The sequence below is a fragment of the Ilumatobacter fluminis genome (assembly GCF_004364865.1).
In the GTDB taxonomy this organism is placed as follows: Bacteria; Actinomycetota; Acidimicrobiia; order Acidimicrobiales; family Ilumatobacteraceae; genus Ilumatobacter; species Ilumatobacter fluminis.
The window spans coordinates 2,685,651-2,700,564 of record NZ_SOAU01000001.1 but is presented as its reverse complement, the minus strand read 5'-3'; the positions used below and the strand labels follow the sequence as shown (position 1 = coordinate 2,700,564).

Below are 14,914 nucleotides of genomic sequence, written 5' to 3'. Positions count from 1 at the left end.
GCTGGCGATCGCTATGGCAGCCCCCAAGTTCGCGCCGAACGGTGCTCGCGAAGACAAGTTCTACTCGTCCCCCGATGTGGTCCCCGATGCCTGGACGCCCGACCGCCCGGGCGTGGTCGACGGTCTCCAGCCGGTCGGTTCCCGCATGGGTGCAATGGGCCCCGACCAGGGCTTCGCCCTGACGATCGCCAACAAGCTCGCCCCGAAGTTGCGCCTCGCCGACGGCGAACGGCTCGACGACGCGATCCGTGGTGGTGTCGTGATCGCCCTGCGCCGTGCGTCGCTGTTCAGCCGGGCGCCTGTGGTCCACGATCTCGATATCGCATTCACGATCTGGGGCTTCTACGACGAGCAACCGCCGGCCGAGCTGCTCGCGCGCCGTGCCGAGCTGTTCGAGGGCGTCGGCAACGTGAACCACCACTACGCCGAGGGTCGCAAGATCGCCGATCTGGTCCCCGAGTCGACGCTCCGCCTCACCCCGGCGGCGGCCGCGGCGGCCTATCCGGCCGACTGGCGATCGCTCACCGGCGCCTGAGCGCCGATCGGCCATACTCGCTCCATGACGACGCCGACGACTCCGGCCGAGGGCAAGCGCGCCCCGGCATTCACCCTGCTCGATCAGCACGAGACCAAGGTCCAGCTCTCGAAGCTGAAGGGCCGCAAGGTGTTGGTCTACTTCTACCCGAAGGCCGACACCCCCGGATGCACCACGCAGGCCTGCGGGCTGCGCGACATCAGCGGTCAGGTCGGCGACACGATGATCATCGGGATCAGCCCTGATCAGCCGGCCAAGCTGGCCAAGTTCGACGCCAAGCACGAACTGGGATTCACGCTGCTGAGTGATCCGGAGCACGAGATCGCCGAGAAGTACGGCGTCTGGGTGCTCAAGAAGAACTACGGACGTGAGTACATGGGCGTCCAGCGGTCGGCGTTCCTCGTCGACGAAGACGGCAAGATCGCCTCCGCGTGGCCGAAGATCTCGCCGAAGGACACGCCGACCAAGCTGCTCGACGCGCTCGCCGAAGCCGGCTGACGCCGACCGCCTAGGCTTCGTCGCATGCTCGACCCCGCCATCCGAGACCTCGCCGCAATCGGTCAGAACTTCGGCACCGTCGCCGTCACCTTGCCCAACGGGCAGATCGCGAGCCATGTCATGTGGGTCGACGCCGACGACGACCACATCATCTTCAACACCGAGGTGCACCGCGCCAAGTTCCGCGCCGTCGAGGCCGGCTCCCCGGTCACCGTCACGGTCTGGAAGGCCGACAACGCCTACGCCTATGCGGAAGTGCGGGGCCACGTCGCCGACATCGTCCGCGGCGATGAGGCCCGCTCGCACATCGACGCACTCGCGGCCCGCTACACCGGCACCGAGTACACCAGCCCGATCGAGAGCGAGCGCGTGATCGTCAAGGTCGCTCCCGATCGCCAACGGGCGAACGGCCTGTGAGCGACGTCACCACGCCGCTCGTCGGCGTGGTCATGGGATCGACCAGCGACTGGCCGACGATGTCGAAGGCGGTCGAGGTACTCGAACGGTTCGAGGTGCCGCACGAGGCACAGGTCGTGTCCGCGCACCGTATGCCCGACGAGATGTTCGCCTACGCCGAAACGGCAGCCGAGCGCGGTCTGCGGGCCATCATCGCCGGTGCCGGCGGCGCCGCCCACCTGCCCGGCATGCTGAGCGCGAAGACGCTCGTGCCCGTGCTCGGCGTCCCGGCGCCGTCGCGGCACCTGTCCGGCCACGATTCGCTGCTCTCGATCGTCCAGATGCCCGCCGGCATCCCGACCGCGACCTTCGCGATCGGCGAGGCCGGCGCGACGAACGCCGCACTGTTCGCCGTGGCGATGCTGGCGGCCGACGATCCGGCGATGGCGCAGGCGCTGCAGCGCTACCGCGACGAGCGACGCGCCCAGGCGGCGACGTCGACCCTGCCGCCCGCATGACCGCGCCACGCATCGTCCCCCCGGCGACGATCGGCATGCTCGGCGGCGGTCAGTTGGGTCGCTACGCGCTGGTGGCGGCCCGCCTGATGGGATACCGGACGATGGTCCTCGAACCCGATCCCAACGCACCGGCCGGTCGCGTCGCCGACGTGCACCTCGTGGCCGAGTACGACGACCCCGACGCGCTCCGACGGCTCGGCGACGAGTGCGAGGTCGTGACGACCGAGTTCGAGAATCCACCCGCCGCAGCGCTCGACGCGCTGTCGCGTCGAACGCTGGTCGCCCCGTCGCCCGCCGCCGTCGCCGTTGCACAGAATCGAATCGCCGAGAAGACGTTTCTCGCCGATGCCGGCTTGCCGGTCGGACCCTGGGCCGTCGTCGACCACGCCGACGCCGATCCCGCCGTCGAGTACCCGGCGATCATCAAGACCGCCCGACTCGGCTACGACGGCAAGGGGCAGCGACTCGTCGACGACCCGTCGGCGATGCGAGCCGCGTGGCGACTCCTCGGAGGGGTGCCGTGCGTGGTCGAGCAGGCGCTCGACCTGGAAACCGAGGTGAGCGCCGTCGTCGCTCGGCGTGCCGACGGCGGATTCGCGGCCTACCCGATCGCCGAGAACCGTCACGTCGACGGAATCCTGGATCTGTCGGTGGTTCCGGCGCGGGTGCCGGCGAGGCTCGCCGACCGCGCCGTGGGGCTGGCGATGACGATCGCCGACGCGCTCGACTACGTCGGCGTGCTCGCCGTCGAGTTCTTCGTCGTCGGTGGTGAGCTGTTCGTCAACGAGATCGCGCCACGTCCGCACAACAGCGGCCACTGGACGATCGACGTCGCACAGACCAGCCAGTTCGAGCAACAGATCCGAGCAGTCTGTGGGCTCGAGCTCGGCGACACCGGCACGACCCGTCCGGCGGCGGCGATGGTGAATCTGCTCGGCGACCTGTGGGAACCCGACACCCCGGAGTGGGGCAACGCCGTGACGGCCACGTCGGCGCTGCACCTGTACGGCAAGTCGGCGGCACGCCCCGGGCGGAAGATGGGCCACCTCACCGCGTGGGGCTCGACGGTCGCCGAGGCCGAGGTGCGGGCGCTCGACGCCCGACGAGCGCTCAGCTCAGGCTGACGCCGGCGATCTCGCCGATCGCGTACGTGACACCACAGGCCACGAGCACGATCGCGACCTGTCGCACGATGCCGAACCACACTGGGCGCTCGGCGAACTTGGCGACGACGCCCCCGACGGCAGCTGCTGCGATGACGCCGATCGTGAGTGCCACCATCGCCGCTGTGCCACCGGTCCAGACGTAGAACGGCCCGAGCGGCAGGAACGCCCCGAAGATGAAGCAGACGAACGACAGCGCTGCGGCTTTCATCGCCGACGGGAGGTCGTCGGGCGCAACCCCCAACTCCTCGCGGGCGTGGACCTCGAGCGCGATGTCGGAGTTCTTCATCACGTCGGCAGCGGCGGCGGCGGCCCGCTCCGGGTCGATGCCGTGCGACTCGTAGATCGCCGCGAGCTCGTCGGTCTCTGCCTCCGCGTTGTGTTCGAGCTCTCGCCGCTCGACCTCGAGCTCGCGCCGGATCAGGTCGTTCTGCGACGTGACCGACACCCACTCACCGGCGGCCATCGAGATCGCGCCGGCGACGGCTCCGGCGAGTCCGGCGAGGCGGACCACACTGTTGTCGACCCCCGATCCGGCGAAGCCCAGGATGAGCGAGACGTTCGACACCAGACCGTCGCTGACGCCGAACACCGAGGCGCGCGCGAGCCCGCCCGAGACGGAGCGGTGGCCGGCGTGTGGTTCGTGGCGAGCGGACACGACATCGACGCTAGCCGTGTGACCGTGGGTTACGGCTTGCCGTTGCCGTTGCCGTTGCCGTTGCCGTTGCCGCCGGCGTTGCCGCCGGGTTCGACGGGCGGTGCGTCGCCGCTGTTGCCACCGGCGTTGTTGTTGCCGGACCCGGCGTTGGGGTTCGGCTCGGCCGGTGCGACGTTGTCGCTGTTGCCGCCGGGGTTGCCGGCGGGCTCCGCCGGCGGGGCGTTGTCGCTGTTGCCGCCGGCGTTGTTGTTGCTGGCGCCGGCGTTCGGGTTGGGTTCGTTGTCGCTGTTGCCGCCGGCGTTGCCGTTGCCGTTGCCGCCGGCGTTGTTGTTGCCGGCGCCGGCGTTCGGGTTGGGTTCGTTGTCGCTGTTGCCGCCGGCGTTGCCGTTGCCGTTGCCGCCGGCGTTGTTGTTGCCGGCGCCGGCGTTCGGGTTGGGTTCGTTGTCGCTGTTGCCGCCGGCGTTGCCGTTGCCATTGCCGCCGGCGTTGCTGTTGCCGTCGGCTCCGGCATCGTCGTCGGCATTCGAATCGGGATCGTCGTCCCGGCCGCAGTTGTCGCGGGCGACGTCGGCCACGTCGGGCGCATCCGGGTCGTCCGATCGGGCAGCGTCGGACACCGCGCTCCCGTGGGCGGCGTCGGCGCAGTCGTTCGGTTTCGACGTACCATCGGCATCTCCGGCGGTTCCGTCGGTCGCCTCGGCGCCGGCCGACGAATCGCCGGCGGCGGTGCCGACACTCGATCCGTCGAGCATGGTGCCGGTCGAGCGCGTGTCGTCGGCCTGGGTCAGGAATGCCGAGTGGACCGGGATGTCGCGGTCGTCGATGTCCGTGTCGCCGGTCGGCACGAAGGTGGCCGTCGACGGCTCCGAACTGCCGAAGTCGAGGACCGACGGGAAGACACCGGGGCCGGCGGCCGCCAGGCCTCCGACCCCGAGACTGGCAGCGGTGACGGCGACGATGGCGACGCCTTTCCGGGAGCGGCGGCCACGTGGCGCGGCGGCGCCCGTCATCGCCCCGGTCATCGCCGCGATCGCCGCGGCCTCGCCGGCGTGCTCCTCGGGGAGGGCCGGCTGGCGGAGCGCGTCGACGAGCGCGTCGGATCGATGGTTTCCCGTCACGATGCGTACATCGCTTTCGGATCGGTGTCCGTTACAGGTATGACAGAATTGATATCACTGTCATCGTTCGCTGGGCCGTGACCGCCTGAGTCGGCTCGCTCGGCGAGTCGCTTCAGGCCGCGGTGGGTGAGAACGCGCACGCTGCCTTCCGAGCGATTCATGATCAGGGCGACGTCGGCGACCGTGAGGTCGGCAACGACGCGGAGGAGTACTGCTTCGGCCTGATCGGGCGGTAGGCCCTGCACCAGCTCGATCGCCCGGTCGAGCGACGCGGCGCGCTCCGCGACGACGTCGGCGCCGGCGGCAGGACCGGGCTGACGCTCGGACTGGAGGATCTCGTCACGGTTCCGACGGCGACGGTCGCGGCGGATCTCGTCGATGCGGCGACGGGCGGCGATCGTGAAGAGCCAGCGCCGGAACTCGTTGGCGTCGCCGTCGAACGTCGACAGGCCGCGAGCGACCTCCACCCAGACCGTCGACGCGAGGTCTTCGGGCTCGTTCATCCCCTTGCCTCGGAAGTAGCGCAACAGGAGGTGTTGATGACCGCGCCACAGCTCACCGAGGGCGTCCGGGTCCCCCGCTGCTGCTCGCACGATCACGTCCTTCACCGTTCTAGTATCGGTCATACGAGGCGATCGGCGTAGCGATTCGTCCGAATCTGTTCCGGTCGAACCAACATCCGGTCACAACGGCGTGGTCGGCGACCCGGGCGGAGGGGGCTCAGATGGGTGACAACGAGGGGCTGCTGGTCGGTCCGGGTACGGGCGAGAACGGGACGATCGACGAGGTCGTCGAGCTGGCGACGCAGCGGCACCCCGACGATCGCCTGCTCCAGACGTTCGTCGCCGAGTACTACCGCGAGCTGCCCGACTTCGATCTCGACGGACGATCACCCGACGATCTGTACGCCGTGGCGCTGACCCACTACGGCTTCGGGTCCCGCCGACCGGCCGGCCAGACCCTGCTGCGCGTGTTCACGCCCGATCGCGAACGCGACGGCTGGTTCTCCGACCGGTCGGTCTTGCTGCTCGTCAGCGACGACGCCCCGTTCCTGGTCGACACCGTGCGTATGGTGATCGAGCGTCACGGCATCGCCACGCATCTCATGGTGCACCCGATGCTGCGGATCGAACGCGACGCCGACGATCAGCTCACAGGGGTCGAGTCGTACGACGCCGACGGGTCGGGCGAGGTCGAGGCGTGGACCCACATCGAACTCGACGGTCTCGACGAGCAACGAATCGCGAGCCTCCAGTCCGACCTCGCGGCAGCGGTCAGCGGTGTCCACGCCGCCGTCTGCGCGTTCGAGCCGATGCGCGACCGCATGCACGGGTTCAGCCGGTTCGACCCGATGCTCGACTGGCTCGCCGACGGCAACTTCGTCTTCCTCAGCGCCGCGCAGTACCGACTCGACGGCGATGAGGTCACGGTGGTCGAGGGCTCGCTGCTCGGCGACTCGACCTACGATGACCCCGGCGATCCACCGATCGACTGGGACGGCGACCGGGTCACGATCACCCGATCCGAGCGCGAGTCGCAGATGCACCGACCCGCACGCCTGACCGTGGTCACCGTGCTCCACGGTGACGACGAAGACGGTCGGCCGCAGTTCGCCGACCGGTTCGTCGGGTTGCTCGCCTCGTCGGCGTACCGCGACAGCGTGCTCTCGATCCCGACGGTCGGCGATCGCGCACGTGGCGTCCTCGGCCTGGCCCACTTCGGCGCCGAGACACACACGGGTCGATCGATGCGGAACGTGCTCGAGACCCTGCCGCGCGACCTGGTGTTCGAGCTGCACAGCGCGGAGCTGGCGCAGCTCGTCATCGACGTCGTCGGACTGCAGGAACGACAGATCGTCCGTGTGTTCGACGTACCCGAACCGGTCGGGTCCGCGTCGACGATCCTCGTGTACCTGCCGAAGCGTCGGTACCACGCCCGGCTGCCCGAGCAGGTCGCCCGGATCGTCGGCGACGCCTACGGCTCGATGCCCCGCGACGTCGAGGCGTTCCTCGGCGCGAGCAGCCTGGCTCGCGTCACGTTCACCCTGACCCGTGGTGACGAGACCCCCGATCTCGACGAACTGTCGGTCACGGTCGACGAACTCACCACGGCGTGGATCGACCGGGTGCACACGGCCGCCGTCGATCGACTCGGCGAGGTCGCCGCGACCGAACTGATGACCCGTCTCGCGAGCGCGGCGCCCGACTCGTACCGGAGCGCGGTCGACCCCGGGACGGCCGTGGGTGATCTCCAGCGGCTCTGTCGGCTGCTCGACGGTGAGCACCACGTCTTGTCGGCGCTCGTGCACCAGCTCGATGCGGCCCCGAACCAGTGGCGGATGCGCGTGTACCGCCGCGACGAGGCGATTCCGCTGTCCGAGTTGCTGCCGATGCTGGCCAACCTCGGGTTCACCGTGCTCGACGAGCACCCGTACGAGTTCCGCGTCGACGGGGTCCACCTGTGGGCGTCCGACATCGGAGTCTGCGTCCCCGACGACGTCGTCGTCGACGAGCGGCGTCACCGGGAGGTGCGGGCTGCGTTCGAGGGCCTCGTCAACGGCACCGTCGAGTCGGATGGCTTCAACCGCCTGGTGCTGCTCGGCGGGTTGACGGCCCAGCAGATCGACATTCTCCGCGTGTATGCGAAGTACACGCACCAGATCGGGTTCACGTTCAGCCAGGGCTACCTCCAGGAGAGCTTCGCCCGGCTCCCCGAGCTGGCAGCGCTGCTGGTCGAGTTGTTCGAGGCGCGGTTCGACCCCGAGCTCGACGAGGCGGAGCGTCTGGCGCACGTCTCCCATGCCGAGGCCGAGATCCTCCAACTGCTCGACGGGGTGCCGTCGCTCGACGACGACCGCATCGGCCGGATGTTCCTGTCGCTGATCCGGGCCACCGTGCGCACCAGCGCCTTCCTCGACCGGCCCACCACGGCGATCAAGCTCGATCCGTCGAAGGTGCCCGACCTGCCCGAACCCCGGCCCGCTCACGAGATCTTCGTCTGCTCGTCCCGTGTCGAAGGTGTCCACCTGCGGGGCGGGCCGATCGCCCGCGGCGGGCTGCGGTGGAGCGATCGTCCGGAGGACTACCGAACCGAGGTACTCGGCCTGGTGAAGGCCCAGATGGTCAAGAACTCGGTCATCGTGCCGGTGGGTGCCAAGGGCGGCTTCGTCGTCAAGCACGCGAGGTCGAACCCGGCCGAGCAACGCGACGAGGGAGTCGCCTGCTACCGGCTGTTCGTCAGTGCGCTCCTCGACATCACCGACAACATCGTGGAAGGCGAGGTCGTCCCACCCGCCGGCGTCCGCCGCTACGACGGCGACGATCCGTACCTGGTCGTCGCAGCCGACAAGGGCACGGCGAGCTTCAGCGACCTCGCCAACGAGGTCGCCTCGGAGTACGGCTTCTGGCTCGGCGACGCGTTCGCCTCCGGCGGGAGCGACGGCTACGACCACAAGGCGATGGGCATCACCGCCCGTGGCGCCTGGGAGAGCGCCCGGCGACATGCGAGGGTGCTCGGCAAGAACGCCGACACCGACGAACTCACCGTCGTCGGCATCGGTGACATGTCGGGCGACGTGTTCGGCAACGGGATGCTCCGCTCGTCGCACCTGAAGCTCGTGGCCGCATTCGACCACCGCCACATCTTCATCGACCCCGACCCCGACCCGCAGGCCTCGTTCGACGAGCGGCTGCGATTGTTCGAGACACCGCGTTCGTCGTGGGCCGACTACGACGACGCACTGCTGTCCGCCGGTGGCGGGGTCTATCCGCGCACGCTGAAGTCGATCGATCTGACGTCCGAGGCGCAGGAGGTGCTCGGAACCACGGTCGGGCGGGTCACCCCGAACGAGCTGATCCGGCTCGTGCTGGGGGCGCCGGTCGACATGCTGTGGAACGGCGGCGTCGGCACCTACGTCAAGGCCTCGACCGAGGCTCACGCGGCTGCCGGCGACCGCTCGAACGACGCCGTCCGCATCGACGCGACCGAGCTGCGGTGCCGGATGCTGGTCGAGGGCGGCAACCTCGGGGTCACCCAGCTCGGGCGGGTCGAGTACGCCGTCGGTGGCGGTCTGATCTACACCGATGCGATCGACAACTCGGCCGGCGTCGACTGCAGCGACCACGAGGTCAACATCAAGGTGTTGCTGCGCAACGCGATCATGGCGGGCGAGCTCACGCTCACGCAGCGCAACGAGCTACTCCATGCGATGACCGACGAGGTCGCCGATCTCGTGCTCGCGAACAACAAGGCGCAGACGCTCGCGCTCCTCATCGCCCGGACCCAAGGTCTGCCGATGGTCAACGTCCACGCTCGGTATCTCGACCAGCTCGAGCTCGAGGGATGGCTCGACCGTTCGCTCGAGTTCCTCCCGACCGACAAGCAGATCTCCGAGCGGCAGGTGGCCGGGTCGGGTCTGCGAACACCTGAGTTCGCCGTGATGATCGCGTACACCAAGAACGCCAACATCACCGAGATCCTGCGAAGCGACCTGCCCGACGATCCGGCGCTCGACGAAGATCTGCTCGACTACTTCCCGACGCCGCTCCGAGAGGGATACCGCCGCCACATCCACGACCATCGGCTCCGGCGTGAGATCAAGACCACGCAGCTCGTCAACCAGATGGTCAACCTGTCGGGCATCTCGTACGACCACCGCATGACCGAGGATTCCGGTGCGTCGGTCACCGACGTCGCCCGAGCCTGGTTGGTCACCCGGGAAGTGCTCGACTTCCCGTCGTGGTGGGCCGAGATCGACGAGCTCGAACACATGGAGCTCGCCGACCAGCTGGCGATGTACCTCGACTGCCGTCGCACCGCCGAGCGGTGCTCGATGTGGTTCCTGCGCCACCGTCGCCCGCCGCTCGACATCGCGGCCGAGATCGAGCGATTCCGCGGTCCGGTCCTGTCGCTCGCCGACGACCTGCACGAGCGGATGCGCGGGCCGATGGCCGAAGCGCTGGCCGAGTTGGCCGAGCAACGCCGCGAACAGGGCGTCCCCGAGCGGTTGGCCGTCCGGTCGACCATGTGGCGGGTGTTACACACCGCGTTCGACATCGTCGAGCTGGCGCGTCGGCTCGACGTCGACCACGGCGCCGTTGCCGACACGTACTGGGATCTGTTCGCCCGACTCGACCTGCTCTGGGTCTGGGAGGGCATCGGCGCGCTGCCGCGCTCCGATCGCTGGCAGACCCAGGCTCGCAGTGCGCTCCGCGACGATCTGCTCGGGCTGCTCTCGATGCTGACCGCAAACGTGATCGAACTCGACGGTGCCGGCCCGGGCGCAGTCGAACGATGGATCGACGCCAACGCCCGCTCGGTCGAGCGTGCGACCCAGCAGCTCACCGAGATCCGGCGCGCCGAGACCTTCGACATCACGAACCAGTCGGTCGTGCTACGTCAGCTCCGGAACCTGGCCCAGACCAGCGTTCGCGGCGCCTGACCCGGCGGTCACCACCGACGAATGCGGCGGATAGCGTCGGGCGGGCATGGCTGACGCACCCCGCTACCGATTCGCTCCTTCGCCCACCGGCATGTTCCACGTGGGCGGCGCCCGCACGGCGCTGCACAACTGGGCGCTCGCCCGACAGAGCGGCGGCACCTTCGTGCTCCGAATCGAGGACACCGACGAGGCGCGCAACCGGCCGGAATGGACCCAGGGCATCATCGACGCGCTCGAGTGGATCGGCATCGCCGCCGACGACCCGCACTTCGAAGGACCCCTGTTCCAGAGCGAGTACGCCGACGCCCACCTCGAGGCGGCGCAGCAGCTGTTCGAGGGTGGCCACGCCTACTACTGCGACATGACCTCCGAGCAGATCCAGGAGCGTGCCAAGGCCGAAGGCACGACCGGGTACGGCGGTTGGTCGCGCGATCGAGGGCTCGGACCCGGCCCCGGCCATGTGCTGCGGTTTCGCGTGCCGGAGGGCACGACGGTCGTGCGTGATCAGGTGCGAGGCGACGTCGAGTTCGACAACGGGGTGATCGAGGACTTCGTGTTGGTGCGTGGCAACGGCACCCCGGTGTTCATCCTCGCCAACGTGGTCGACGACCGATCGATGGGGATCACGAACGTCGTCCGTGCCGAGGAACACCTACCGAACACCCCGAAGCAGCAGATGATCTGGCAGGCACTCGGCCACGAGCCGCCCGTGTGGGCGCACGTGCCGGTGCTGGTGAACGATCAGCGCAAGAAGCTGTCGAAGCGTCGTGACAAGGTGGCGCTCGAGCAGTACCGCGACGAGGGCTACCTGCCGGCGGCGATGATCAACTATCTGATGACCCTCGGCTGGTCACCCGGCGAGGAGGAGATCCAGCCGTGGTCGGTCATGGAGCAGTCGTTCCGACTCGACGACGTCAACCTGTCGCCGGCGTTCTTCGACCTGAAGAAGCTCGCGGCGTTCAACGGCGAGTACATCCGCCGACTGTCGGTCGACGAGCTGGTCGAGGCGTGCGATCCGTGGCTGCCCGCCGAGTGGGATCGGTCGGTGTTCCGTGAGATGGCACCGCACATCCAGCCCCGACTGGTCACCCTCGGTGATGCGCCGGGTGTGGTCGACTTCCTGTTCGCCGACGATCCCGAGGTCGACGAGGCGTCGTGGGACAAGACGATGAGTACCGAGTACGCCGGTCCGCTGCTCGCCGACGCGATCGCGGCGTACGAGGGAAGTGACTGGACGGCCGACGCGTTGAAGACCACGCTGGAGGATGTGATGACCCGCTACGAGCTGAAGCTCGGCAAGGCGCAGGCACCCGTCCGCGTCGCGGTGACCGGTCGAACGGTCGGCCCGCCGCTGTTCGAGGCGCTCGAGGTCATGGGGCGCGACGAATCGTTGCGTCGGATGCGCAACGCACTCGAGCGGATCGGCTGACGACCCACGTGCCCGACGAGTTCTCGCTCGATCGTGCGCTCGGCGACCAGGCCGCCGACCGGCACGCGGCGGATGCGCTCGCCAAGGACTACTCGCCGCGCGGCGAGGTGCGGATCGGGAGCGCAATGGTGGCCCCGCTCCGGGTGTTCTTCGTCGTCGTCGGGGTCATCGTCGTCTACTTCCTCGTCAACCTCGCCCAGGTGGTGCACACCGGCGGCTCGCACGGCGCCGACCCGACCGACGCGATCATGGTGCTCGGCGCCGCACAGTACGACGGCCGACCGTCGCCACAGCTGGCCGGCCGGCTCGATCACGCCGCCGACCTGTACGCGGCCGGGGTCGCGCCGACGATCGTGGTGACCGGCGGCAACATCCCGGGCGACCGCTTCACCGAGGCCGAGGCGTCGGCCGCCTACCTGATCGACCGGGGCGTGCCCGAGGCAGTGATCGTCCAGGTGGGGGAGGGGAACACCACCTACGACTCGGTCGCCGCCGCGGTGCCGGTCGCCGAGACGCTCGGGATCGAACAGGTCGCGCTCGTCACCGACCCGTATCACGCGCTGCGGGCGAGGTTGATCACCGAGGAGCTGGGTCTCGACGTCGACGTCGCGTCGGTACCCGACAGCGTGGTGCAGGGCTGGACGGCGTGGCGGCGCAACGTCGAGGAGGCCGGTGGCGTGTCGCTCGGTCGCCTGGTCGGCTGGGAACGCTTCAGCGATCTGACCAACTGACGTCCCGTCCGGGTGCTCGAACCGGATGCTCGTCGTGACAACTGTTTTCCCAGGTTGATGCCGTCGCTGTCGCCGATACACTCGTTCCTCGCTCCAGTGGGGTGTGGTGTAATTGGCAACACGAGAGTTTCTGGTTCTCTTATTCAAGGTTCGATTCCTTGCACCCCAACCATCCGGGAAGCCGTGAGGCTTCGTCCGGTTGACAGAGCCCGGCGATAGAGTCGGGCGACGCAGCTTGGCCCGTTCGTCTAGTGGCCTAGGACACCACCCTCTCAAGGTGGCGGCACGGGTTCGAATCCCGTACGGGCTGCCAAGGAAACCCCTGCCGATCCGGCAGGGGTTTCGTCGTTTTCCGGGGTCGGCCGGCGCGGCGAGTCAGCTCACGTCGTGAGCAGGTGGTCGAAGGCCGCTTCGACGGCGGTGACGAACACCTCGGGGTCGGGCAGCGCTGCGTGGTCGGTGGTGATGCCGATCTCGAGCGTGCCGTCGTAGGAGAGCAGGGTGAGGTTGATCGCCGAGCCTGCCGGTGGGCCATATGCGAACATCTGCTCCGCCTTGGCACCCGCGAGGTACACCGGGAACGGCGGACCCGGCACGTTCGAGGTCGTGACGTCGACCCCCTTCATCATCGAGCCGATCAGCGTGACCGTGGCCGTCGGGCCGAGTCGTTCGACGATGCCTGCGATGTCGTTCACATGGGGGAGTGCCGGTTCGGCGCGCACCTCGGCCAGGCGGGCCGTGGTGTCGACGACGCGTTCGGCCAGCGGCCGATCGCCGAGCGGGAGTACGAATCGAGCAGGCACGAACTGGTTCGTGATCGCGTCGGCGCCGTCGCCGTCGGTCGAGCGAACACTGACCGGCATGTGCATCCGGATGTCGGCAGCGTCGACACCGTGATGCCGGTGGTACTCGTGCAACGCCTCCAGGACGACGGCGACGAACGCATCGTTGAGCGACGCACCGAGGGCTCTGGCGGCTTCGCGCACCGGATCGAGTTCGACCTCGACGCGATGGAGTCGGAGCGTCAACGAACGTCCGGTCATGATCGGGCTCCGCGGTGTCGTCGCCGGCTGGATCAGCTTGGCGATCGAGCCGGCCGTCCGCGTCGTCCCGGACGCCGTACCGATCGGGTCGCGGACGAACCCGGCGGCGGTGTGCAGCGACGCCGTCCCGAGGCGCGCCAGGGCGCGGGTGTCGGTGGCGACGCGGTGACGAACGGCCCGGATGGTCGCCGCCCACGGGTGCTCGGCCGACCGTTCCGACCTGGCGCGCTCGGGTGGTCGCCCGGCGGTTCCGTCGTCGTCCGGGCCGAACGAGACGATGTGCGCCAGCATCTTGACCAGGCCGATGCCGTCCGCGATGGCGTGGTGCACCTTCATGACGAAGGCGCCGCGTCCGCCGGGGAGGCCCTCGACCACCTCGAGTTCCCAGAGCGGTCGGTCCTTGTCGAACGCAGTCGTCGCCAGTCGCTCCGCGTAGTCGAGCACCGCTCGTTCGTCGCCGACGATCGACACGCTGCGAACGTGATGGTCGAGGTCGAACAACGGGTCGTCCGCCCAGCGCGGTGCGGCGAGCCCTGGCTGGGCGTCGACGACGTGCTGCCGCAGTCGGGGGAGCGCCTCGACCATCCGCTCGGCGCTGAGCCGGAGCCGGGCGCCGTCGGGAACCCGGTCGAGGAACCAGACCGAGGTGATCGTCGACCGCAGGATCGGGTCGCGCTCGATGTGCCACAGGACCGCGTCGCTGTCGCCCATCCAGTCGTCGTGTTCGAGCTCGGTCATGTTCCCCTCGTTCGCCCCGCTCACCGATGCGGCCGGCTCAGGGCACCCGGACGCCCGCCTCGCGCATCTCGGCGATTGCTCGCTCGCCGTCGCCGTCCTCGAGCTCGACCGGAGCGGACGCCTCGGCGACCACGGTGGTGTCGTAGCCGAGGCGGACGGCGTCGAGGGCCGTGGCCTTCACACACACGTCGAGCGCCAGACCGACCACGACGACGCGTTCGGCACCGCGCTCGGCCAGCAGCTCGTGCAGCCCGGTGGGCGACACCTCGCCGCTCTCGGGGTCCTGCATCGAGAAACCGGAGTAGCCGTCCTCGCCGCCGGTGCCCTTCCGGACGGTCGGACCCTCCATCACCAGATCGGGGTGGAGCTCGGCTCCCCACGTGTCACGAACGCAGTGCACCGGCCACGTTCCGCCGTCGGTGACGAAGTGCGGGGTCTCGGGCGGGTGCCAGTCCTGGGTGTACGCAATGGTGGCCCCGCCGGCACGCGCCGCCTCGATCTCGGCGTTGACCGCCGTCACCACCTGCTCGCCGCCGGTGACGAACAGCGATCCGTTCGGGTCGGCGAAGTCGTTCTGGACGTCGACGACGACGAGCGCCGTCCGGGAATCGTACGAATCGGGCATCGAGTTCGATCGTACCCACCCC

13 protein-coding genes and 2 tRNA genes are annotated in these 14,914 nt (G+C 69.1%); 10 read left to right on the top strand and 5 right to left on the bottom strand.

Going from position 1 to position 14,914, the window contains the following annotated elements:
• The first annotated feature begins 13 nt into the window (after nucleotides 1–13).
• Genes BDK89_RS12250 through BDK89_RS12230 form a run of 5 tightly spaced genes read left to right on the top strand, consistent with a single transcriptional unit; the run spans nucleotide 14 to nucleotide 3,071 of the window.
• A complete protein-coding gene (locus tag BDK89_RS12250; protein ID WP_133869210.1) occupies nucleotides 14–535 on the top strand; it encodes a hypothetical protein in 522 nt (173 codons plus the stop codon).
• A gap of 24 nt (nucleotides 536–559) precedes the next feature.
• A complete protein-coding gene (gene bcp / locus BDK89_RS12245; protein ID WP_133869209.1) occupies nucleotides 560–1,033 on the top strand; it encodes a thioredoxin-dependent thiol peroxidase in 474 nt (157 codons plus the stop codon).
• A gap of 24 nt (nucleotides 1,034–1,057) precedes the next feature.
• Nucleotides 1,058–1,450: a pyridoxamine 5'-phosphate oxidase family protein gene (locus BDK89_RS12240; RefSeq protein ID WP_133869208.1), complete on the top strand. Its 393-nt coding sequence runs from the start codon at nucleotides 1,058–1,060 to the stop codon at nucleotides 1,448–1,450.
• 32 nt (nucleotides 1,451–1,482) lie between these two features.
• Complete coding sequence (gene purE, locus BDK89_RS12235; RefSeq protein WP_133871080.1) at nucleotides 1,483–1,947, top strand: 5-(carboxyamino)imidazole ribonucleotide mutase; 465 nt, start codon at nucleotides 1,483–1,485, stop codon at nucleotides 1,945–1,947.
• Nucleotides 1,944–3,071, top strand: a complete 1,128-nt coding sequence (locus BDK89_RS12230) for a 5-(carboxyamino)imidazole ribonucleotide synthase (protein WP_133869207.1) — start codon at nucleotides 1,944–1,946, stop codon at nucleotides 3,069–3,071. The genes purE and BDK89_RS12230 overlap by 4 nt, the downstream gene beginning before the upstream one ends.
• Here BDK89_RS12230 and BDK89_RS12225 read toward each other — a convergent pair.
• Genes BDK89_RS12225 through BDK89_RS12215 form a run of 3 tightly spaced genes read right to left on the bottom strand, consistent with a single transcriptional unit; the run spans nucleotide 3,058 to nucleotide 5,494 of the window.
• A complete protein-coding gene (locus tag BDK89_RS12225; RefSeq protein WP_133869206.1) occupies nucleotides 3,058–3,768 on the bottom strand; it encodes a VIT1/CCC1 transporter family protein in 711 nt (236 codons plus the stop codon). The genes BDK89_RS12230 and BDK89_RS12225 overlap by 14 nt on opposite strands.
• A gap of 29 nt (nucleotides 3,769–3,797) precedes the next feature.
• On the bottom strand, nucleotides 3,798–4,886 hold the full coding sequence (locus BDK89_RS21795) for a hypothetical protein (protein WP_166657551.1): 1,089 nt from the start codon (nucleotides 4,884–4,886) through the stop codon (nucleotides 3,798–3,800).
• Complete coding sequence (locus tag BDK89_RS12215; protein WP_166657550.1) at nucleotides 4,883–5,494, bottom strand: RNA polymerase sigma factor; 612 nt, start codon at nucleotides 5,492–5,494, stop codon at nucleotides 4,883–4,885. Before BDK89_RS12215 ends, BDK89_RS21795 begins: the two co-directional genes overlap by 4 nt.
• 116 nt (nucleotides 5,495–5,610) lie before the next feature.
• Between BDK89_RS12215 and BDK89_RS12210 the strand changes: the two genes are divergently transcribed.
• From BDK89_RS12210 to BDK89_RS12190, 5 genes are all read left to right on the top strand, one after another.
• Nucleotides 5,611–10,326: an NAD-glutamate dehydrogenase gene (locus tag BDK89_RS12210; RefSeq protein WP_133869204.1), complete on the top strand. Its 4,716-nt coding sequence runs from the start codon at nucleotides 5,611–5,613 to the stop codon at nucleotides 10,324–10,326.
• A gap of 46 nt (nucleotides 10,327–10,372) precedes the next feature.
• Nucleotides 10,373–11,755: a glutamate--tRNA ligase gene (gene gltX / locus BDK89_RS12205; RefSeq protein ID WP_133869203.1), complete on the top strand. Its 1,383-nt coding sequence runs from the start codon at nucleotides 10,373–10,375 to the stop codon at nucleotides 11,753–11,755.
• 8 nt (nucleotides 11,756–11,763) lie between these two features.
• Nucleotides 11,764–12,486: a YdcF family protein gene (locus BDK89_RS12200; RefSeq protein ID WP_133869202.1), complete on the top strand. Its 723-nt coding sequence runs from the start codon at nucleotides 11,764–11,766 to the stop codon at nucleotides 12,484–12,486.
• A gap of 97 nt (nucleotides 12,487–12,583) precedes the next feature.
• Nucleotides 12,584–12,658 (top strand) — tRNA-Gln (locus BDK89_RS12195).
• 65 nt (nucleotides 12,659–12,723) lie between these two features.
• A tRNA-Glu gene (locus BDK89_RS12190) sits at nucleotides 12,724–12,799 on the top strand.
• A gap of 67 nt (nucleotides 12,800–12,866) precedes the next feature.
• Here the strand turns inward: BDK89_RS12190 and BDK89_RS12185 are convergent.
• Entirely contained in the window at nucleotides 12,867–14,267 is a 1,401-nt protein-coding gene (locus tag BDK89_RS12185) for a wax ester/triacylglycerol synthase domain-containing protein (RefSeq protein ID WP_133869201.1), read from the bottom strand.
• A gap of 37 nt (nucleotides 14,268–14,304) precedes the next feature.
• Entirely contained in the window at nucleotides 14,305–14,892 is a 588-nt protein-coding gene (locus BDK89_RS12180; protein ID WP_133869200.1) for an isochorismatase family protein, read from the bottom strand.
• Nucleotides 14,893–14,914 lie beyond the last annotated feature (22 nt).